The organism is Paenibacillus sp. FSL P2-0322 (genome assembly GCF_037975315.1).
Taxonomy (GTDB): Bacteria; Bacillota; Bacilli; order Paenibacillales; family Paenibacillaceae; genus Paenibacillus; species Paenibacillus polymyxa_B.
This window is the reverse complement of sequence record NZ_CP150243.1, coordinates 4,240,936-4,264,122: the sequence shown is the minus strand read 5'-3', so window position 1 is coordinate 4,264,122 and position 23,187 is coordinate 4,240,936. Positions and strand designations below refer to the sequence as shown.

At 48.2% G+C, this 23,187-nt stretch carries 14 protein-coding genes; 12 read left to right on the top strand and 2 right to left on the bottom strand.

Going from position 1 to position 23,187, the window contains the following annotated elements; translation table 11 throughout:
* The first annotated feature begins 117 nt into the window (after window positions 1-117).
* The 9 genes from MKY24_RS18745 (at window position 118) to MKY24_RS18705 (ending at window position 18,475) form a co-directional block, all read left to right on the top strand.
* A complete protein-coding gene (locus MKY24_RS18745; RefSeq protein ID WP_339200611.1) occupies window positions 118-1,596 on the top strand; it encodes an ABC transporter substrate-binding protein in 1,479 nt (492 codons plus the stop codon).
* A gap of 109 nt (window positions 1,597-1,705) precedes the next feature.
* Window positions 1,706-2,635: an ABC transporter permease subunit gene (locus MKY24_RS18740; protein ID WP_076157362.1), complete on the top strand. Its 930-nt coding sequence runs from the start codon at window positions 1,706-1,708 to the stop codon at window positions 2,633-2,635.
* Between the two features lie 23 nt (window positions 2,636-2,658).
* On the top strand, window positions 2,659-3,579 hold the full coding sequence (locus tag MKY24_RS18735; RefSeq protein WP_028542304.1) for a carbohydrate ABC transporter permease: 921 nt from the start codon (window positions 2,659-2,661) through the stop codon (window positions 3,577-3,579).
* Window positions 3,580-3,601: 22 nt separating this feature from the next.
* Window positions 3,602-5,905 (top strand): glycoside hydrolase family 3 N-terminal domain-containing protein, encoded by a 2,304-nt coding sequence (locus MKY24_RS18730; RefSeq protein WP_339202367.1) that lies wholly within the window; start codon window positions 3,602-3,604, stop codon window positions 5,903-5,905.
* Window positions 5,905-9,018 (top strand): alpha-mannosidase, encoded by a 3,114-nt coding sequence (locus MKY24_RS18725; protein WP_339200610.1) that lies wholly within the window; start codon window positions 5,905-5,907, stop codon window positions 9,016-9,018. The genes MKY24_RS18730 and MKY24_RS18725 overlap by 1 nt, the downstream gene beginning before the upstream one ends.
* Window positions 9,019-9,043: 25 nt before the next feature.
* Window positions 9,044-10,363: a glycoside hydrolase family 125 protein gene (locus MKY24_RS18720; RefSeq protein ID WP_076264739.1), complete on the top strand. Its 1,320-nt coding sequence runs from the start codon at window positions 9,044-9,046 to the stop codon at window positions 10,361-10,363.
* Window positions 10,360-13,515 (top strand): beta-galactosidase, encoded by a 3,156-nt coding sequence (locus MKY24_RS18715; protein WP_339200608.1) that lies wholly within the window; start codon window positions 10,360-10,362, stop codon window positions 13,513-13,515. Before MKY24_RS18720 ends, MKY24_RS18715 begins: the two co-directional genes overlap by 4 nt.
* Window positions 13,516-13,553: 38 nt before the next feature.
* Complete coding sequence (locus MKY24_RS18710; protein WP_339200606.1) at window positions 13,554-16,346, top strand: alpha-mannosidase; 2,793 nt, start codon at window positions 13,554-13,556, stop codon at window positions 16,344-16,346.
* A gap of 383 nt (window positions 16,347-16,729) precedes the next feature.
* Entirely contained in the window at window positions 16,730-18,475 is a 1,746-nt protein-coding gene (locus MKY24_RS18705; protein WP_053325855.1) for a methyl-accepting chemotaxis protein, read from the top strand.
* A gap of 112 nt (window positions 18,476-18,587) precedes the next feature.
* Here MKY24_RS18705 and MKY24_RS18700 read toward each other — a convergent pair whose 3' ends face one another.
* Together MKY24_RS18700 and MKY24_RS18695 are read right to left on the bottom strand one after the other, a co-directional pair.
* Window positions 18,588-19,157 (bottom strand): DUF1697 domain-containing protein, encoded by a 570-nt coding sequence (locus MKY24_RS18700; protein ID WP_023989662.1) that lies wholly within the window; start codon window positions 19,155-19,157, stop codon window positions 18,588-18,590.
* A gap of 34 nt (window positions 19,158-19,191) precedes the next feature.
* Complete coding sequence (locus tag MKY24_RS18695; RefSeq protein ID WP_339200601.1) at window positions 19,192-19,842, bottom strand: hypothetical protein; 651 nt, start codon at window positions 19,840-19,842, stop codon at window positions 19,192-19,194.
* A gap of 212 nt (window positions 19,843-20,054) precedes the next feature.
* Here MKY24_RS18695 and MKY24_RS18690 point away from each other — a divergent pair, with 212 nt between their 5' ends.
* The 3 genes from MKY24_RS18690 (at window position 20,055) to MKY24_RS18680 (ending at window position 23,170) form a co-directional block, all read left to right on the top strand.
* Window positions 20,055-21,047, top strand: coding sequence for a hypothetical protein (locus MKY24_RS18690; protein ID WP_339200599.1), 993 nt, complete (start codon window positions 20,055-20,057; stop codon window positions 21,045-21,047).
* A 2-nt stretch (window positions 21,048-21,049) separates the two neighbouring features.
* A complete protein-coding gene (locus tag MKY24_RS18685) occupies window positions 21,050-22,135 on the top strand; it encodes a hypothetical protein (RefSeq protein WP_339200597.1) in 1,086 nt (361 codons plus the stop codon).
* 81 nt (window positions 22,136-22,216) lie between these two features.
* Window positions 22,217-23,170, top strand: a complete 954-nt coding sequence (locus tag MKY24_RS18680; protein ID WP_075155074.1) for an ADP-ribosylglycohydrolase family protein — start codon at window positions 22,217-22,219, stop codon at window positions 23,168-23,170.
* The last annotated feature ends 17 nt before the right edge of the window (window positions 23,171-23,187 follow it).

Genomic DNA, 23,187 nt, shown 5'->3' with positions numbered 1-23,187 from the left:
TTACATTAGTTAAGGTTAACGTAGTTGCTTCATAAATGAGGATTTTGCAAAAATCCCATAAGCGACTTCCAATGAACAAGATAGGGTCAAATTCCAATTCATAAGGGAGGATCATACATGGGTAAAAGCAAAAGAAGCTACTCGCTTGTTCTCGTGATGTGTATGGTGCTGACGCTCATTCTCAGTGCTTGTGGAGGAAGCAGCGGTGGCGGGGAAACGACGAATGGAGGAGCGGAAAAACCGGTAGAACTGATCTGGTACACCATTGGTACGCCTCAAAAAGATGTAGATCGGGTGATGGATGAGGTTAGCAAGTATACCCAAAAGAAAATAAACGCCACGTTTAGAATGAAAATGGTCGATTGGGGCGACTACCCGCAAAAAATGCAGGTGAACGTGGCTTCGGGAGAGCCCATGGATATTGTATTCACGGCTTCCGGTGGCTTTGATTATGTGCAAAATGCCAGAAAGGGCGCTTTCATGGAACTGGACGACTTGCTTGACAAGTACGGCCAGGATCTTAAAAAGACGATTGACCCTGCGTTTCTGGAAGGCTCTAAGGTGGATGGACATCATTATGGCATTCCTGCCAATAAGGAGCTTCCGCAGCAAGAGGTATGGCGGTTCAATAACAAATTGCTGACGCAATACAAGCTGGACCTTTCAAATGTCCGCTCATTGGATAGCCTGGAGCCTCTGCTCAAAACGATTAAAGAAAACGAGCCTGGCGTAACTGCATTCGGCATGGACAAAAACTATGTTCCTTATGTTCCATATGACTATATCATTCAAAACCTGCCGATGGCTGTCAAACTGGATACCACGGATTATAAGATCGTAAACATCTTGGAAACGCCTGAAATGAAGCAGGCGCTGAAGACGATGCATAAGTATTACAAGGCCGGATACGTATCACCGGAAGCTGCAACCACAGGCTCGACCAATGATTTAACTACGTCCGGGAACTGGTTTCTGGATCGTGCGCAAACTCAACCGCTGGCCGATAACCTGTGGTCTGCAAGCTACGGCTATCCGGTGATATCGACACCTGCCAGCGATCCAATTGTGACCAATACGTCTGTACAGGGCTCCATTATGGCGATCTCGGCAAACTCGGCAAACCCTGAAAAGGCGATGCAGTTCCTGAACCTGCTGAATACAGATCCGGTATTACGCAATATGGTTGACTCCGGTATTGAAGGGGTGCATTACAAAAAAACAGATGGCCAGTATATCGAAAATCTGGCTAATTCCAAAAACTATGATATGCCTTCGTATTCACTCGGCAACAATATGCTGTTGTATCTGAATCCGAATGATCCGGCTGATAAATGGGAGCAATTCAAGAAGTTCAATTCGGAAGGAAAAAACTCTCCAATTCTGAGCTTCAACTTTGACAGCAGTAAAGTATCTACGGAGATGGCAGCGGTTCAGAACGTCAAAGAGCAATTTTGGGCTTCGCTGATGACAGGCACGCTGGACCCGGAAACGAATCTCCCGAAAGTGATTGAGAAATTCAAGCAGGCTGGTCTGGATAAGGTGATGGTGGAAGCGCAATCCCAGCTTGATGCCTGGAAGGAAAAAAACAGCAAATAATATTTTAGGTCGTGAAATATAGGAGAGATCGGGCGGGTGTAAGTTACGCCCGGTCTTTTTTCAATAGCTATTTTAGCTGCTTTTCTCATAACAGATTGGGGGGATACCTATGGCCGCATTTTTCAAAAATGTGATGAGAAACAAAGTTATGCTGTTCATGGTGCTACCCGGCGCTATCTGGTTCTTCTTCTTTTCATATCTGCCGCTGGTCGGGACAGTGGCTGCTTTCAAGCAATATCGTTTTAACAGGGAAGGATTCTGGGCCAGTATTTATACGAGCAAGTGGGTGGGTTGGGATAACTTCAAGTTTCTGTTCAATAACAACGATGCCTATGTCATCACGCGAAATACCCTTTTGTATAACCTGGTCTTTATTATTCTCGGACTTGTGTTTTCGGTAGCTATGGCTATTCTGCTCTCCGAACTGATTAATAAACGATTGGCGAAGCTGTACCAGACAGGCATGTTTCTCCCGTATTTCCTGTCATGGGTCATTGTGGGCTACTTTGCCTTCAGCTTTCTGAGCATGGATCGGGGGATGCTGAATCAAATTCTCGCAGGGTTTGGCATCGAGCCGGTTCAGTGGTATTCGGAGGCTGCTTATTGGCCGTATATCTTGATTCTAGTCAGTCTATGGAAGGCGATTGGATATAACAGTGTCGTTTATCTGGCTTCGATTTTGGGGATCGACAAATCCTTGTATGAAGCAGCCATGATAGATGGAGCCAGCAAATGGCAGCAAATTCGTAATGTGACGCTCCCTTTGCTCTCGCCAATCATTATCATAATGACGCTGCTTGCGGTTGGTCGGATTTTTTATGCGGATTTTGGTTTGTTCTATCAGGTTCCAAGAGATTCGGGCACCTTGTATTCGGTAACGAACGTCATCGACACCTATGTATATCGCGGGTTGAAAACGACAGGGGAAATTGGGATGAGCACAGCCGCAGGTTTGTATCAGTCGGTGGTTGGCTTCGTTCTCGTCATCCTATCCAATCATGTTGTGCGAAAAATAGATAAAGACAGCGCTTTGTTCTAAAAAAGAGGAGAGGGGTGTGGACTGTGGCTTCTGGAAAAGAAAGAAAAAAACGAGATTTCCATCATATTTCACGGGGCTGGAATGTTGTTCTGAATGTGGTAGCAGGGGTGTTCGCGTTCTTGTGTGTATTTCCCTTTTTATTCGTCGTCATTATTTCCCTAACCGATGAGAAAACGCTGGCGCGGGACGGATATCGGTTACTCCCGTCCCAATGGAGTCTGGAGGCTTATCGTTTCATATTTCGTACCAGTGATACGCTACTGCGCTCCTATGGGGTGACGATTGCTGTAACGGTCATCGGTACGGTGATCAGTCTCATTCTTATTTCATTATATGCGTATGCTATTTCACGAAAGAGCTTCCGTTATAGAAGATTTTTTTCGGTTTTTGCAATTTTAACCATGCTCTTTAATGGCGGAATGATCCCGACCTATATGGTCGTTTCCCAATTGCTCGGGCTTAAGGATACGATTTGGGCTTTGATTTTACCGCTGGCTATGAATGCCTTTTATATTATGATCCTGCGCACATTCTATAGCACCAGCGTGCCAGATGCCATCGTCGAGTCAGCCAAAATAGATGGGGCAGGCGAGTTTTATACCTTTTTAAAAATGGTGCTTCCGCTCTCTCTTCCTGGACTTGCGACCATTGGTTTATTCAGCACGCTTGGTTACTGGAACGACTGGTTTAATGCCCTGTTGTATATTGACAATCCCAATCTGGTGCCACTTCAGTCCATGCTGATGCGGATTGAATCCAGCATTCAGTTCATCCAGCAAAATTCGCAGAATAGCTCTATGAGCCTGGCTGCGCTTCAATCCATTCCGCAGGATACTTCACGAATGGCGATGGTAGTACTGGCGACGCTACCTATTATATTCGCTTATCCATTTTTCCAGCGTTATTTTGTGCAGGGGCTTACGGTTGGGGCTGTGAAGGAATAACAGGGGAGGAGAGGGCATGACCATGTTGATTTATAAAGATAAAAGCAAACCGATCGAAGAACGGGTGGAGCACTTAATCGGTTTGATGACAATAGAGGAAAAGGTGGGACAGCTTGTGCAGCCCTTTGGCTGGCAAGTGTATGAGCACACAGATGGGGAATTGTCCCTACATCATGATTTCAAGCAGCAGGTGCAAAATGGGGGAGTCGGTTCCTTATACGGGGTACTTCGCGCTGATCCGTGGACCGGGGTGACCTTGGAGAATGGTTTATCTGCCAAGCAAGGGGCGGAGGCTGTGAACTTGATCCAACGCTATGCGGTAGAGCATTCCCGGCTGGGCATCCCGATACTGATCGGTGAGGAATGCTCTCATGGGCATATGGCGATTGACGGCACTGTGTTTCCGGTTCCGCTGTCCATCGGCAGCACATGGAATGTCGATCTGTACCGCGATATGTGCCGTGCGGTTGCGAGTGAAACCCGCGCTCAGGGTGGGGCGGTCACGTACTCGCCCGTGCTTGATGTTGTGCGTGATCCGCGCTGGGGACGCACAGAGGAATGCTTCGGCGAAGATCCTTATCTCATCGGTGAATTTGCTGTTGCCGCAGTGGAGGGGCTTCAGGGGGAAAGCTTACTCAGCGAACATAGCGTAGCTGCTACATTAAAGCATTTTGCAGGCTATGGCAGCTCGGAAGGCGGACGTAACGCCGGACCTGTGCATATGGGCTGGCGCGAGCTTTTGGAGGTGGATCTGTATCCATTTCAAAAAGCGGTGGAAGCAGGGGCGCAATCTGTTATGCCAGCCTATAACGAAATCGACGGGGTCCCGTGTACAGTGAATGCTGAGCTATTGGACGATATTCTTCGTCAGGCGTGGGGATTTGACGGTGTGATCATTACGGACTGTGGCGCGATTGAAATGTTGGCGAGCGGGCACGATGTGGCCGAGGATGGATCGGATGCCGCTGTGCAGGCGATTCGCACAGGGATTGATATGGAAATGTCCGGCGAAATGTTCGGAAGTCATCTGGCCGAGGCGGTTCGCGTTGGCAAGCTGGAGACGAGTGTGCTGGATCGGGCGGTTCGCAGGGTGCTCACGCTAAAATTCAGGCTGGGTCTGTTTGACAAACCGTATGTGGATGCGGAACGAGCAGAGCAGGTGATTGGTCAGGCGGAGCATATTCGGTTGGCTCGTCAGATTGCGACAGAAGGGATTGTGCTGCTCAAAAACGTCGATGGAACGCTCCCCCTGCCGAAAACCTCCAAGCGTATTGCGGTCATCGGCCCGAATGCGGATCAGGTCTACAATCAGTTGGGAGATTATACATCACCGCAGCCGAGATCCCGCGTGATAACTGTACTTGATGGTATCCGTGGCAAGCTGGGCAAGGATCAGGATAGCGTTCTGTACGCACCTGGCTGCCGGATCAAGGGAGAATCCCGGGAAGGCTTTGAAAATGCACTGGCATGTGCGGCTGAGGTCGATACAGTGGTGATGGTGGTTGGAGGGTCCAGCGCCCGCGATTTCGGGGAAGGGGCGATTGATCTTAAAACCGGCGCATCGAAGGTATCGGATCACGATTGGAACGACATGGAATGCGGCGAAGGCATCGACCGGATGACGTTGGGGCTTGCGGGGGTACAACTTCAACTCATGCAGGAAGTCTACAGGCTGGGAAAAGAACTTGTCGTCGTTTATATGAACGGGCGACCGATTGCTGAGCCGTGGGTGGAGCAGCATGCGCACGCCATTGTGGAAGCATGGTATCCCGGTCAGGAGGGAGGACATGCAATCGCGGATATTTTATTTGGGGATGTAAATCCTTCGGGACGTTTGACCCTCTCCATCCCTAAGCATGTCGGCCAGTTGCCGGTATATTACAATGGCAAGCGTTCCCGGGGCAAGCGGTATCTGGAGGACGATTCCGAGCCGTGCTATCCGTTTGGCTACGGTCTCAGCTACACGACATTTAGCTATGAAAGGCTTACATTAAGCACCAACACGATCCGAGCGGACGAATCCGTTACGGTTACAGTCGATGTAACCAACACGGGTGAACGGGAAGGAGCTGAGGTGGTACAGCTTTATATCTCGGACACGGTGAGTTTGGTGACCCGCCCAATCAGGGAGCTCAAGGGCTTCTGCAAAGTTGTATTAAAGCCGGGAGAAACACGGACGGTTGAGTTTGTTGTAGGCTCCGACAAGCTGCAATATATAGGGCGTGATCTACAGCCAGTCGTTGAGGCAGGGCGATTTTCTATTCAAGTAGGCAGGCACTCCAAAGATACCCTGTGTGCCGAGTTGATCGTACGGGAGGATGAATAATGGAGCGTATCAAACGCCTGATTCGGGAATTGTCGGAATGCCAATGGCTGGAGAAGCTGGATTTGCGAAGCTGGAACATTACACGCTCCACTTACCAAACACCAGGTCAATACGAAGACGCCGCACCTTTATCGGAAGGACTGGACCTCAAGCGATTCCCCAGCAGTCAGGGGACGACTTATTTTTTTCAAACGCAGTTGGATGTACCGACAGCGTGGTTGAGAGAGCCTTTTGGATTGGTGTTTGAGTCCGGGGGAGAAGGATTGCTGCGGGTCAATGGTGCTTCCTATCACGGGCTTGATCGCAATCATACCTATGTCACGCTTAATCCGCAGGTCATCGGACCTTCACCGGTATTGGATATAGAACTGTTTGATCCTGTACCCGAACCCGTTGATCCACTTAATCGGCAGGCTGTCATTCAACCTCCGATTTCTTCTATTACAAGCTATCTTGTACGGCTAAACAAGCCCGTGCAGAGTCTGATGTATACCGTTACCGTTATTAGCGAAGCCGCTCTACTGCTGCCTGAGGGCGATATCCGCAGAATACGCCTGCTGAAAGCTCTGTATGGGGTGATGGATTGCTTTGCGAATTTGGAGGAAGACGCCATTCGAGAAGGGGGAGCGATCTCAGCGACAGAAAAGGAGCTCATTCAGCAAGTTCAGGAGATCGGTGGGAATGCGCAAGGTTTGGAGCACATGGTAGGACAGTCGCACATTGACATTGCCTGGCTGTGGCCGATGCGCGAGACCGTACGGAAAACAAGCCGAACCTTCTCAACGGTGGATGCGCTGATGGATGAATACCCGGCATATCAATATGCACAGAGCCAGCCGCTGCTGTTCTCTTTTGTAAAAGAAAATGATCCAGAGCTGTATGAACGGGTCAAAGCGAGAGTCGCCGAAGGACGGTGGGAGCTGGTTGGGGGGATGTGGGTAGAGCCTGATTTGAACCTGCCCAGTGGCGAATCACTCATCCGCCAAATGCTGTATGGTCAGCGTTTTTACCAACAGGAATTCGGCAAAACCTCTCATATCGAATGGCTACCGGATACGTTCGGCTACTGTGCGTCCCTGCCGCAGATTTTAAAGCATGGGAAGATAGACTATTTTATGACGACCAAGCTCGGCTGGAATGATACGAATGTGTTTCCTTACGATTTGTTCCACTGGGTGGGCATCGATGGTACTTCGATGTTGTCCTACCTCAATCATGGCGTGAATGAAAATACACGGCCACAGGACATTCATGACCATTGGCAGTCCTATCGTGAAAAATCGGCTCATCCTGAGCACATGTTGCTCTATGGACATGGAGACGGCGGCGGTGGAGTTACGCGTGAAATGCTGGAATATATAGAGCGTTCTCCGCTAATGGTGGGACTGCCTGCGAGTCGGTTCAGCACGGCGGGGCAGTTTTTCGCAGGCATAGATCAGGCACATCCGAAGCTTCCCCAATGGCATGGTGACTTGTACCTTGAGTTGCACCGGGGAACCTACACGACCCATGCTCGCAACAAACGTAATAACCGGAAAGCGGAGGGAGTCTACCGCGAGGCAGAGCTATGGAGCACGCTAGCATTACCAAAGCTGGAGCCGAAGCAGGTGCAGGACATCTGTTCGGCATTGCATGAGGGCTGGAAGCTGATTTTGTTGAATCAGTTCCACGATATTATCCCCGGCTCTGCGATTACCGAGGTTTACGGGACTTCGGATAAGGAGTATCAGCAAATTTTCGAATGGGGACATGTCGGGCTTCAACAGGGGATTACGACGCTGGCGGCTCAAGTGAACACGGAAGGCTCGAGAACAGGAATGCCGTATCTTGTGTTTAACAGCCTGGGCTGGAGCCGTAGTGCCATGATCCATATCGCTACGGAATCGGCAAAGGGATTGTATGCCTACCACTACGCTAATAATGAAGCCGAGCGGCTGGACATCGATGTGGAGGAAGGCGGCATTTCGGTGCGTATTCCGGATGTTCCTGCACTGGGCTACAAAACGATTTGGTTGGAGCGAGAACAGGCTCAAACAGGTGAGAAGCCCGAGCTAGCTGTGATATCTGGATCGCTGGGGGATATCTGGGAGACGGGATTTTATAAGGTGCAATTTAATGAGCGGGGCGAAATGATTCGTCTGCTGGATAAAGCGGCAAACCGTGAAATCTTGAAGCAAGGGGAACGGGCAAACCGTTTTCATTTTTTCCATGACCGTCCGACCTTGTGGGATGCATGGGACTTGGATGACCGCTATGAGGAACAGGTAGCAGGAGAAGCCGAGTTGCTGGAAAAACAAGTAGTGCTCCAGGGGAAAACGAAGGATGTGCTGCGCTTCCGATGGCGAATCCATCAATCTGAAATGACACAGGATGTGATTTTTTATCATCATGAGCGGCGAATTGATTTCAAGACGCATGTGAGCTGGAATGAAGCGCACAAGTTGCTAAAGGTAGGCTTTCCTATAGATGTGGTTACGGACAAGGCGACATATGAAATTCCTTTTGGTGCTTTGGAGCGGCCGACTCATCGGAATACGAGCTGGGAGCAGGCGCAGTATGAAGTGTGTGGACACCGATTTGCGGATATTTCCGAGCACGGGTATGGAGTGAGTCTGCTCAATGATTGCAAATATGGCTACGACATTCAAGACAGCACCATCCGTCTGTCTCTGCTGCGTGCACCCAAATGGCCGGATAAAGATGCCGATCTGGGCGAGCACGATTTTACGTATTCGCTATATCCGCATGTGGGAGACTGGCGCAGCGCCAATACCTTGCGTCATGCGGCTGAGCTGAACCAAGATATGCCTGTTGTGCAACAGCAAAAGCGCAGCACCGGAGTGCTGCCGAGCAGCGGATCGTTCATTAACTTTGATAGCCGTCACGTTATGCTGGATACGATCAAGCCGGCCGAAGATGGACTGGGGACGATTCTTCGTTTGTACGAATCTTCTGGGGGACGGGAAACGATCAAGTTGCTCTGGCCTTACACGTTCAACGCAGCCTACGTGTCGAATGCGCTGGAGGAACCCCTTCAGCCGCTTGAGCTGGAAGGTAGCTGTCTCACATTGTCTTTTACACCTTATGAAATTAAAACGATACGCTTGCAATAGATATGATAAAGGAGCGAAAAAGCTATTGGAACAATTCAGACTTCCCAAAATACCGATGCCCGACCTTGACTTGCCGCAGGCTGTTCAGGACGTACTTAAGGAAGCGGAGCAAGCACTGGCTCACAGGCCGAAGCTGCTGAAGCTGTTTAAAAACTGTTTTCCAAATTCACTGGAGACAACGACCAAACTAATGGATGATGGGACAACGTTTCTCATTACAGGTGATATTCCGGCTCTTTGGTTGCGGGATTCCGTAGAGCAGGTCATTCATTATGTGCCGTTAGCCAGGGAGGATGCTGATTTACAGCGTATCATTGGTGGTCTGATCAAGCGCCATATTCATTATGTCCTCATAGACCCGTATGCGAATGCGTTCAATGAGACGGCGAATGACTGGCACTGGAACGCGGCCGATGAGACGGAAATGTCGCCATGGGTGTGGGAACGAAAATTTGAAATCGACTCGCTTTGCTTTGTCATTCGGCTGGCTTATATGTACTGGAAGGAAACGGAGCTTACCGATATTTTTGATTCAAAATTCAAGATGGCTCTGCGTAAAATGGTGGATGTGTTCAAAACGGAGCAACGTCACCAAGAGCAATCTGCGTATCGGTTTACGCGTAATAACGGCATTTTCACCGATTCCTTGCGCAATCTGGGACTCGGTATGCCTGTAAATTATACAGGGATGATTTGGTCGGGCTTCCGTTCCAGTGATGATGCTTGCGATTTCCACTACAATATACCCGGTAATATGTTTGCGGTAGTTGCTCTACGGCAGATGCAGGAGTTTGCGGAGTGGGTATTTCGTGATATGGACTTTCTGAACGAGCTGAAGGAGCTGGAGGCTGAGGTGGAGCACGGTATCCGCTTGTACGGCATTTACCGCCACCCGGTATTCGGGCCTATATATGCTTATGAAACGGACGGATTTGGCAACTACTGCCTGATGGATGACGCAGGTACGCCGGGATTGATGTCCATTCCGTATTTGGGCTATACGACGGCGGACGATCCGATCTATCAAAATACGAGACTCTTCGCTTTAAGTCAGGAGAATCCGTTTTACTATGAAGGCAAGGCGGCTAAAGGCATCGGAAGTCCGCACACTCTGCCGGGTTACATCTGGCATATGTCCCTGTCTATGCAAGGGTTAACGGCCCAGACTACAGAAGAAAAGCTGGAGATGATCCGGATGCTGGAAGCGACAGATGGCGACACCGGATATATGCATGAAGGCTTTCATGCAGATGATCCCACGGTTTATACGAGAAAATGGTTCGCCTGGTCCAACAGTCTGTTTGCCCAGCTTGTGTATAAGGCCATGAAGGATGGCTTGTTATGAATGAATCCATAGTAAACCCATCCATCGTTGTTTTCAGTGAGCGAGGCTTTCCCGCTATAGGGAGCCTGTTGCCAGACGAGGCATTTCAGGGAGTTGCAGACGTGGTGGTCGTACGAGCCGATGAACTGGCTGAAACGCTAAAGCATATGGACAACGGCTGCTTTGTCAATCTGCATGCACCGTACTTCCCCAAGTCCGCCTGGACCGAAATCGTGGCATTTCTCCACAGGGGAGGGGGGCTGCTTAACGTCGGGGGAGCACCCTTTAAGAATCCGGTTCGCGATCCTGCTGATGAGCATGGAGACTGGGTAATTGAGACTGAGCAGACTGCATATCATCAGGAATTGCATATTCATGAGGTGCTGAGAGTAGACGCGTCGAAGGTGACTTCCCTGGTCGCATCAGAGGATATTCCTGTGCTGTGTGGTCAGGAGTCTCTGTTCCAGGTGACGGATACGTGGAATCTCGTTCCACATACGACCAAAAGCAGCGATCTGCCGCACCAAATGGGCTCTGCCGGGCCGATGAATACGCGAATTTATCCTTTGCTCAAGGGAGTAAGTAAGGACGGACGGGACATTGCCGCCCCGGTGGTGCTATGGGAGCATGCCCGAGGTCTGTTTGCCGGCGCACGCTGGATGTTTGTCCAATTGCCGTTGATAGCTTCCTTTTGGGAACAGGATGGGGAGCAGTTGCTTGCCCAATGGGCACGTTTTTGCGCCAAGGGGATGACGGAGCTAGCTATCAAGCCAAACTATGCTGCTTATGAGCCTGGGGAACGAGCCATACTGACACTTCAAACCCAAAGATTGCATCGAGGAGGAGCCACGCCCAGATATCACGAGATATGGAGCTTTGACCTGACGGTGGAGCAAATATTGGATGATCACAGTCAGCAGGTATGGAGCAAGCGCTTGCAGATTGAAGTTAGCAGAGAACAGGACTTTGTACGTATTCCCCTTTCCTTTTTCATCCTAAGCGGTTTATATCGGGTCATTTGCCGAGCCGAGTCATCGGATGGTGAAGTGCGTATATTGCGACAGGGCTTTTGGGGGCAGGATGCCGAACTGCTGGCTGAAGGACAGATCATCATGCGCAGTCGGGACTATTTTATAAAGGATGGGCGCCCGTTGCCTGTTGTCGGCATGACCTATATGACCTCAGATGTAGCACGGAAGTTTCTGTTTTTGCCCAATGCAGCAATTTGGGACCGGGATATGGCCCAGATGGCCAAAGTGGGCATCAACTGGATTCGTACAGGGGTATGGACGGCTTATCGCAACATGATGCAGATAGACGGGCACGCCTCGGAAGAGGCGCTTCGAGCAATTGATGCTTTTTTGCTGACAGCCAAAAGGCATGGATTGCAGGTGACGTTCACGTTCTTTTCTTTTACACCGGAAACATGGGAAGGGGTTAACCCTTATCTCGATCCGCAAAGCGTGGAAGCACAAAAGCGGTTCATTCGCAGTATTGTCAGCCGTCACACGACTACAACCCATGTAGACTGGGATCTGATTAACGAGCCTTCCATGTTTGATCCGTCGCGCATTTTCGCGGATGGTCCGCGTTCTGCGAGGAACTCATGGGAACAGGAGGCATTCAGCACATGGCTGGGGCAACGGCACGGCAGCATTGAGGGTTTGCAGGAAGCATGGAATATGACGCCACAGCAGCTTCCCTGTTTTGCTTCTGCCACAATTCCCGAGCCGGAGGAGATAAACTTCGACGTTCAGGATATGCATCAGGCCAAAAAGGGAGCCAAGTGGCTGGATTACTGTCTGTTTTCAATGGATATGCACAATCTGTGGGCCGAGCAATTGGCGACTACGATTCGAGAGCTTTGTCCCGGGCATTTGGTAACTGTAGGACAGGACGAGGCAATGGGCGCGCAGCGGCCGTCTCCGTTTTTTTATGAGGCTGTGGTGGATTATACGACGGTGCATTCATGGTGGCTGAATGACCATTTGGTGTGGGACGGTATTTTTACCAAAACACCAGACAAACCGAATCTCGTGCAGGAAACCGGAATAATGTATGTTGAGACGCCGGATGGTCGAGCCAAACGTTCAGAGCCGGAGCTGCGCGATATGCTGGAGCGCAAGTATGCGTATGCCTTTTCGACTGGTGGAGCGGGTGCGATTCATTGGATATGGAATACGAACTTTTATATGGATAATGCCAATGAATCTCACATCGGTGCGTTACGTGCGGATGGGACCGAGAAGCCGGAAGCAGAGGTATCTTACGATTTTGGGCGTTTTATGAATGATATTCGCGATCTGTTTACAGACCGAAAACTGGAGGAAACGGCTGTTGTATTCCCGTACTCGAATGATTTCTCCAACCGATCGCTTGCCTTTGATGCCACGACACGGCTTACACGGGTGATGTCCTATGATCTCAAGCAGCCATTCCGTGCCGTCTCCGAGTATCATCTGGACTCGCTCAAGCGGCAGTTACCGAAACTGATTATGATCCCTAGCGCGCACAATTTCGACAGTACATCGCTGGAACATCTTCTGGAAATGGTACGTTCCTTCGGTGTGACTTTACTAGTCACCGGACCGTTGGGCCTTGATCCTTACTGGAAAGTGAGCGACCGAGTCGATGATATTATTGGGCAGCGTACGCTGGGGAACGTCCAACGGGAGGAAGTGATGAGTCTGGAGGGTCAAACCTTCCCTGTCTCATTCGGTCAGCGGCGAATTGCTGAGGTGGCTAAGGAGGAACAACTGTCACCGGAAGCGGATGGAGCGATGGTGGATGAAGTCGTGAACCTGCCGCTTGGCAAGGGGCGCTTGATCTGGAGTCCGCTTCCACTGGAGTTGAATGGCAGGGATGAGCCGATTGGTGAGCTATATCGCTATGCCCTCACTGCCGCCGGGGTGGAGCGAGAACTGGAGTGGATAGACGGTGGCGATCAGCCGGGACTATATGGACGTAAGCTGAATTTCGAGAATGGGGGCTTGTATATTTTCGTATCGGAGTTTTCCCGGGATACGCAAGTGCGTGTTCGAGATAAAGCGACTGGATTATCCTACGCTTTTCTGTTGCCAAGGAGCCGCTCTGTCTTGTTTGCTGTGGATCGAGAAGGTCAGTTGCTAGCAGTATATCGTCCCGAGGACGTGACGATTGAAGTGATGCAGTGAACAATGGCAGGTCAAGATATACGGTGAGGAGATATACAATGAGCGAGCAAAGGGATGAATCAATCAGCAATCAAGCGATAAGCAGGGAAGTAGACACATATACGGGTAGCAAGACGACAGCACATATTATTTCGCATACCCACTGGGATCGGGAGTGGTATTTGCCTTATGAGAAGCACCATATGCGCCTGATTAGCCTGATGGATTCTCTACTGGATAAGCTGGAGCAGGACCCAGATTATAAAAGCTTTTATCTGGACGGGCAGACGATCATTCTGGAGGATTATCTACAGGTTCGCCCCGAGCATAAGGAACGGCTGGAGCAGCATATTCGCAATGGTCGTATTTTTATCGGACCCTGGTACATTTTGCAGGATGCTTTTCTGACCAGCGGCGAAGCCAATGTACGTAATATGCAGATCGGGCACCGCGATGCTGAACGTTACGGCAATCCGTCCAAGATCGGATACTTCCCCGATACGTTTGGTCTGGTTGGGCAGACTCCGCAGTTAATGCTACAGTCGGGGATTACGAATGTTTTCTTCGGAAGGGGCGTAAAGCCCACAGGGTTTAACAATACAGTGTCGGATAGAGGCTACGAGTCCTCCTTTTCGGAACTGTTATGGACGGGGCCAGACGGATCGGAGGTACTCGGTATTTTATTCGCTAACTGGTATTCCAACGGCAATGAGGTTCCGGTAGATGAGGCGGAAGCCAAGGTTTATTGGAAGCGTAAACTGGATGATGCGCAAAAATATGCTTCAACTGGCGAGCTGCTGTTCATGAACGGATGCGATCACCAGCCTTTACAGCTTGATTTACCGGAAGCAATCCGTACGGCACAGAAGCTTTATCCGGATATGGAGTTTATTCATTCTAATTTCAACGATTATCTGACCTCTCTGAAACGGGCTTCCCAAAGGCAACTCTCGTCAGTGAAGGGAGAGTTTCGCAGTCAGCGCACGGACGGCTGGGGAACGCTGGTGAATACGGCTTCTGCCCGGGTGTATTTGAAACAGATGAACCAGTTGGGACAAGTGATGCTGGAAAAAGTGGCTGAGCCGCTTGCAACCTTCGCGCATCTGTTGGGGCAGGCTTACCCTCACCATTTGTTCACCTATGCCTGGAAAACACTGATGCAGAACCATCCGCATGACAGTATTTGCGGCTGTAGTGTGGACGAGGTGCACCGTGAGATGGTGACCCGGTTTGATAAGAGCCGTCATGTAGCCGAGAGCATTGTGGATGAAAGCATTGAGGTCATTGCGCAAGCAGTGGATACGACGGGCTTCAGTCGATTTGGAGAAGATGCGTTGCCACTCGTGATTTTTAATACGTCAGGCTGGGAACGCAGTGGTATAGTGTCGGCAGAACTGGAAGTGGTGCGTCTATACTTCCGTGAAGGATACACGCTTGAGGAGGCCTCTCATCGAGCGAAGAAAGTGGATCTTTCCGGGCGCGTACTGGTGGACAGTGAAGGGTGTCCGGTGGCATGCAAGGTGGAGGACCTCGGGCTACAGTTCGGTTATGATTTGCCGGATGATCGATTCCGCCAGCCTTACATGTCTCGTCGGGTTCGCCTTACCTTTGAGGTAGAACGTGTGCCCCTGCTAGGCTTAAAAACCTATGCTTGGCTGAAAAGCAATGTCGAGACTGACTCCTCTTCACTTTTTCAAGGCAGTCGAAGTATGGAAAATGATTTGCTTCACGTCGAAATTGCGGATAACGGCTCTTTTACCCTGACGGATAAGCGTACAGGCTGCAGCTACAAAGACCTTGGCGTATATGAAAATGTTGGTGATATCGGCAACGAGTATATGTTCAGACAGCCCGAGGGAGAGCAGGCGCTGACCACCGAAGATTTGATCGCTGACATCCGTGTGCTTGAAGATACACCTTTTCTCGCATCCTTGGAGATTATCCATCATTGGGAAATACCGGCCTCTGCGGATGAAACGCTGGGGCAGGAGCAGCGAGAGCTAGTTTATTATCCGTATCGTCAGGCTCAGCGCTCCCGACAGACTGTTCCGCTGACGATACGGACTGTCATTTCTTTATCTCGGAACAGCAGGGGTGTTTCTATGGAAACCACCTTCAACAACCAAGCCAAGGACCACCGACTACGCGCTCTGTTTCCGACAGAAATACACTCTGGCGAGCATCGGGCGGACGCCATGTTTGAAATTGCAATCCGGGACAATGAACCCGCACCTGAGTGGGAAAACCCAAGCAACACACAGCATCAGCAGGCGTTTGTGGATGTAAGCGGGGAACAAACCGGTCTGACCGTGGCCAATCTCGGGTTGAATGAATATGAAGTGCTGCGTGATGGACGTAACACGATTGCAGTAACGCTGCTTCGCTCAGTTGGCGAGCTGGGTGATTGGGGATGGTTCCCGACGCCGGAAGCGCAATGTCCAGGTGAGCATACCGCCCGTCTGGAAATCATTCCACATGATGGCGACGGTATTCAGTCCGGCGCGTATAGAGAAGCCTATCAATACCAAATTCCTTGGATTGTAAAACAAACGGGGATTCATGAGGGTACAGTTGCTCCAGATTATGGGCCGTTTGATTGGAAAAGCACGGAGCTTGCCTTTTCCTCTATGAAAATGAATGAGCTGTCGGGGGATGTGCTGTTACGCTGGTACAATATGAGTCATAGTATAGCCGAATTAATTATCAAGCCCAGGACGCAGCAATACGATTTTTATAAAAGTAATATCCTCGAAGAACAAGGAGAAGACATCGTAATGGATTCTTCTGATGAGTTACTTCAGTCTGTAAAGCCGCATGAAATTATCACACTAGGTTTTAAATTGAAGACTTAACAATAAAGAGAAGAAGGACATAGCCATAGGATAATATACCCCGATGAAATAACTTATCATCGGGGCTTGTTATCATATGGCTAAAAGTAAATAGTAGATAGGTTTAGCAAATTCTTCAAGCCCATGAGTATCTAAAATTTTGAGTTACATAGCAAGTCTGCAAATGAATTTGGCTATCAGAATATTCTTTATTTTTGCATCACTGTTATCTTACTTATAAATTTAAGCGCTTTCTACCGATATATATAAATATAGATATCATCACGTTCTGTGATCTGCTTCATTGTGTTGTTTGGAGGGCAATGTCAAGGAGACCGAGCGGAAACTCGTGAAAGTTGAGAGCAGCGTGAACTATTATCCATAGACGATCTGGAGGGGTTTGGATGAGTAACAAGCTATCAGACAGGACTAAAAAAGGGAAGGGTTTTAGAGATTTAAAGGTTACGACAACGATGATCTCCATGATTGTAATCAGCTTAGTGGGTTTACTCATTGTATCGTTGGTAGGGGTTATCGGTATGTATCAAGCTAAAGAGGGTCAAGGTATTTTGTATGTGGATCGCTTTCAACACCAAACGAATATTCTTGAAGTCAAAAGTGATTTCTATAATATGCGGGCTAATTATACAAAAATACTCGACAATAAGGAGTACACAGATAAACAGTATAAGCAGGTGCAGAAAGGAAAAGATAGCGTTACAACCGGACTAAATGAATTCTCACAAAGGAATTTGGATGCTAAGGAACAGAAAATGTACGAGGAACTACGGGGGAGTATAGACACATATTATCAGGATATTGAGCAAATCATGGCAGTCAAAAAAAATAGCGGAACGTATGACACGGAAGAGAGAGGCCGGATTAATAAATCCAGTACGGCAATTGTTACGATGCTGACTACGATTTCAGATTATAACAATGAGCAATCCGCCAACTTATATCAAAATACGCAAAATGAGATTAAAATGCGTACAATTGTTTTGATCACAGTTCTGGCCCTCGTGCTGGCTATTCTTATCACCATCTCCTTTGCGGCCATTCGAAATATCCGTTTTCGGATGAGTACAATTACGAAATACTGTGAGGAGATTACCCAAGGAAATTTAACGGCAGCACTTGATCCTGCCTTGCTTAAAGGAAATAATGAGATCGCTGTGATTGCGCGTGCCATTCAACAAATGACAGATTCAACCTCAATGGTCATTACGGGGGTTATCAAAGAGTCACGCCAAATTAACCAACTGAGTGATCAGACGAATCATAATATGACAGATCTCAATGAGCGGATTAGAGATGTATCTGCCACGGTCGAACAGCTGTCAGCAGCTATGGAAGAGACTTCGGCATACACCGAAAATATGAACCATTCGGCGGAAGAAATGCAGCGGGCAGCAGAGTACATTTCGGTCAAAACTCAAGAAAGAGCTCAGTCTGCCCATGATACAAGTGTAAAAGCCGAAACATTGAAGCATGCGGCAAGTGAATCCAATAAAGCGGCCAAGGAAATTTACCGGAAGGCCAATGAAAAGATGAAGGAAGCGTTAGAACGAGCCAAGGCCGTAGACCAAATTCGTTTACTTTCTCAGTCTATCTTAGAAATTACGGCACAAACCAATTTGCTGGCTCTAAATGCATCCATTGAAGCGGCTCGTGCGGGTGAGTCAGGTCGAGGGTTTGCGGTTGTGGCTAACGAGATTCGCAAGTTGGCAGACGGCTCCAAACACGCGGTAGACCAAATTCAGAGTGTTACTCAAGAAGTTGTGCAATCGGTAGAGAATTTAACTACTAATGCCGAAGAATTACTGCACTTCCTGCAAGCCCAGGTAGGCAAGGATTATCAGCTGCTTGAGGATACAGCAGGACAATATTACAATGATGCCGTGGAGCATACGAACACGGTCAATGATTTGAACGCTACCTCTAAGCAGGTGAATGCAACCATCCAAACCATGGTGAGAGCAATTCATGAGATTGCAACAGCCAGCGAACAGTCCGCTATATCCACTCAGCACATTGCAGAGAATATGGTTTCATCGACGGAGAAATCTCTTGAAGTGGCACACCAGTCTGATCAGGTGAAGGGAAGCGCTGCCCGACTGAATGAACTGGTCGAAGGCTTTAAAATTTAACGAGACAATATATAAAGACTAGGGAAAACTTTACATCGAAGAAAAACAGTTGGGGAGCCCTAAAAAGGCTCCTTTTTAAGTTTACCCTTCCAACGTTGCTTTTGGATTACAGTCAAGAACTCGTATCCTGCAACTCTTCCTGTTCAGCCATTTGCATCAGCTTATAAATCTGACGAGTTGTGTTCACATTCCGCACCGTCATTTGCTGATACAGCTTGGTTCCGACTAATTTCGTTAACCCGCTTTTTGTGACTTGTTCTTTGCTGACAGAGTACAGAACGGCCCCGGTCGTATATATTACATGGCCTATTCCCGGTTTCAAAGGAAGCTTGTCCAGAACGGAAATATCGTTAATTTCATCCCACAGAAACATTACATCACTTTTCATCTGTGTATCATTAGACCATTCATTCGGCAGTGCCTCCATAATGCTCTGAATTTCCTTCATGTTACGGACGATGACGCGGATGGGTAAGCTAAAATCCTCCAGAATCGCCTGTTCCAATATGAGTGAAAGCTCCTGGTTAGACTGGGTCTGACTAGAAAAAATAATGTTTCCAGAATTAATGTAAGTTGTCACATGCCCCATACCTGCATTTTCAAACGTTTGCTTGAGCCTCTTCATCTCGATCTTGTTGTTGCCGCCAACATTGATGCCCCGCAGTAATGCGATATAGATCATAAAAAGTCCCACCTCTCTTCAAAAAAAAGGATTTCTAACAAAGGGATAGGTATTCCATTAAATACGTGGTTTGATTTTCGCTCAACAGCGGATGCAGCAGCGGTTTTACGTGCTCGATATATTCTGCTTTGGTTTCGTAGGTCTCCTCATCTTTCAATTCTCCCTTAAAGGTACAGGCACCTTCAATCAGGATGGAGAGAGCCGTAAAGAAGTTAGCTAAAGAGTCAGCAATCTGCTGCGGGACACCGCCTTCGAATGCAGCATATACAGGGGAACCGAGTGCGCTAGTATCGACAATGACTGGATCGTCATTAAAAGTGGCAATCACGACATGATGGGGCGGCCACGAAGAAGATTCTTGGACAAGCTCACCAGATGTAATCCAGCGATAGCCCAGCTGTTGGCGATACAGATGTTCTGGTGCGGCAAAAAAGAGAACCGCGGCATCCCCGATTTCAACTGCTGCATTTTTTAATTTGTGTGTTCCCGCTGCCTTAGCATCGATCATTTCATAATGGCTATACAGGTACTCAAGCTCAGGGGATACGGGAATCCGTCTGTCCCAGCAATCTGTTAGGTTCTCCATCCGGGGCTGGATGTCGTGGTTTTGGAACAGCCCGTAGGCATCATTATATAAGTTTTGTTGTTGTACAAAACGGGCCAAAGCTTCGCTTAACTGTTTCATAGGTGTTCATTCCTTTCTAATTGTAGGCTATGACCTCCGACAATAACGTTTCATTTCTAGCCTAAAGATATCATAATATAGATTTGGAGAACATATGTTTCTGTAATTGTGCCGCCTTGCCAGTCTATCCAGATTAATTTTACAATATAGGAGTTCGAAAATGTTTTGTGCTTAGTTTAATATGCTCAGGCTTACTTGTAAGGAGGATAAGCATGTCTTTTTCTAAAATATACGATTACAAATTAAGAGCTTATTTTAATGAGCGAATTTCTGATTTAAGTCATGAATATCTATTTTATTCTTATCCCGATCAAGAGCAAAATTTAAGAATATTAACCCTGAATATAAACGAACAGGATTATGTTTCTCTAGTGCGATGGCATGATCTGTTTGACAGGTCGCTATTTACAAAAATGGATGATGTCATTCGAAGCGAACTGGATGCTGAACGCCTGGTTCGATTGCTTTCGTTCATTTTTAATGTTTTTGATATACATAAAGATGTTGCTTATAGGAGAAAAAACGTATTTTGTTTTTATTATCAATATCAAGTTTCACATCTAAGAGAGAGAGGGAATGAATTCTCGCTTACTCAGGACAGACTATTTTTCCTTCACCATCTCTTATTTGAACTGGGTTTAGGTGACGACATTTATGATCGTCTAACGATTGAAAATAATAGGATTATGTACAGAATGGAAGACGCACAATATTATGATCTGCACATTCTTATTAACATTTTGCATGAGCATATTCACAAAAGTAAGATGGATATGGATACACAAGCAGCGCTGGAAAAAATAAAATTTTTACAAGGCCAATGGGTCAACTTTATGCTGGGTAGTCATGATGTATATGATTTTCCATTCGATGATTTCAACAAACCATTTGTAGAAGCAACGATGTTTATGCAAGCCTACAAATCTAATAAAAATAGGGTATTAGAGGTGCTGATAGACTGTATCAATGAGCATCAATCTCCAACAGAGCAGTTCATCTCCCATTTGATCTTGATGAATTACTCCTATTTTGTTCTCAAAAGAGATCCTAGTGAAATTACATATCTTAAGTTGTTTTGCAAGAAAAAACCGGGAGTTTTTATGAAAGTATTGACTGCATTGCTTGATATCAGATTTTTTGTTGATAAATCCAGCTTCACAAATGTGGGTATAGATTATTATTTATCTAGAGTAAAAGGGGATTAATCATGCCATTCCATCACGTTTCTTTACCTGACTTACCATCGTCTATCGGACGCCTTACAGCCATTCATCCACTAAAGGGGGACTCTCAGGAAAGCATAACCCTGCTGGCACTAAACACACAAGCAGAACTGTGGAGACTAGAACTTCGCTCTGGCAGCGCAGAATTGTGCACACGTATTTGTATTCCTGATTTTAATCCCATGCAACCTGTCCAAATGGTTACCAGTTCTGACGGCAACTACGTAGCTATCTCCAATCGTTTTGGACGGCATGCGGCAGTGTATGATTTAGTCCATGCTCAAGAAAAAATGCAATTATCACGGGACGAATATCACTACGATAAAAGTATGTTTCCCCTGGCATTTGTACACCAAGATGGTGCATGCATTCTTGTTCATGGGACGGAATGGAACCGGCTTGATCTGACGGATGTAGAAACAGGCATGCTTTTGACAGCAAGACCTACCCCTGTGTATAACAGCGACAGCAAAAATGAGCATTATCTAGATTATTTTCATGGGAGGCTGCTGATTTCACCAGGGGGAAAGTGGATTGCGGATACGGGATGGGTGTGGGCTCCGATTGGAGTGGTCCGAACTTGGTCGTTATCGGATTGGCTGCTGAATCCATGGGCATCGGAGAAGGGTCCGTCGGTTCGCGATCTTTGGCAAACCATAGATTGGGATGGGCCAGTGTGCTGGACAGGACCCGATACATTGGCGGTTTGGGGACAGATGGATGCTGATTTACTGGAGGAGGAAGATTGGGGAGAGGAAGGAGTTGAACCGGCTGTTGTCCTATTCGATATGACCCAGCCCGGGTACCGACGTGTGCTTCCAGCGATTCCATCTCTAAATTGTGAGCCTGTTGAAGACGGGACTTTTCCTTTTCCCCAAGCGGATATGGCCATTTGTGGTGACCGATTATTCTTATGGGGAAAAGGAGTCTCGCTTCAGGTATGGCGGCTTTCAAGCGGTGTGCGGGAATATGTAGATACGGAGCGGTTTCCACTCGTTTACCATCAAGAGGCAGGAATTTTCATTGAATTGAAACCGGATAGCCGCTGTAAAGCCTTAAGCTACGAATAAATGGCAGTGTCGGGCTTCCTTCCTGGCGAGATGGGAAAATATGCGGTAGTTATTACATTTGAAAAGGGGCGTAAAACCAAAATGGCACTTATCAAGGATCGTTTTTTGGGATGCCTGGTTGGGCTGGCCGTGGGCGATGCTTTGGGAACCACTGTGGAATTCAGCAGTCCAGGTACATTTGAACCTGTAACGGATATCGTTGGCGGCGGTGTCTTTGGGTTAAAGCCGGGCCAGTGGACGGACGATACGTCGATGGCGCTCTGCTTGGCCGAGAGTATGGTGCGAAAAGATGGCTTTGATCCGGCAGATCAAATGCGCCGATACACCAATTGGTACCACTTGGGATATATGAGCAGCACGGGAACGTGCTTTGATATCGGTGGTGCAACGAGAGCAGCACTGCATCGCTTCGAAGCTACCGGAGATCCGTACAGTGGGTCCGTTGACCCCATGACTGCCGGCAATGGCTCTATTATGAGGCTTGCACCTGTAGCTATGGCCTATGCGAACCGTCCGGAAGAGGCGGTGATGTACGCTGAGATGAGCTCACGAACCACCCATGGAGCAGTCGAAAGTGTGGAGTCCTGTGCTGTGCTTGCTTCAATCCTTGTGGCAGGTTTGCGAGGAGCGGACAAAGAATCCATGTTATCGGCGGACGTCTGTTATAAGTGGCGGCAGGACGAGCCCGCTTATTCGGCAGCCATTGAAGAAATAATTCGGGGATCTTACCGGCATAAAGAGCCGCCTGAAATACAAGGAACCGGGTATGTCATTCGTTCCCTTGAGGCTGCGTTGTGGGCATTCCACCATTCGACTTCATTTGAAGAGGGAGCACTGTTGGCAGTGAATCTGGGGGATGATGCTGATACGACTGGGGCGGTGTACGGGCAAATTGCAGGAGCTTATTACGGAATAAGCGGTATTCCGAGTCGTTGGCGCGAGAAGCTGGCGATGAAGGAGACGATAGATGAACTGACTGAGGCTTTATGGCAGAAGGTTGAGAAGGACCAAACGCTCCAAGGGGAACATCTATAAAGATCAAGCTGGGCTGC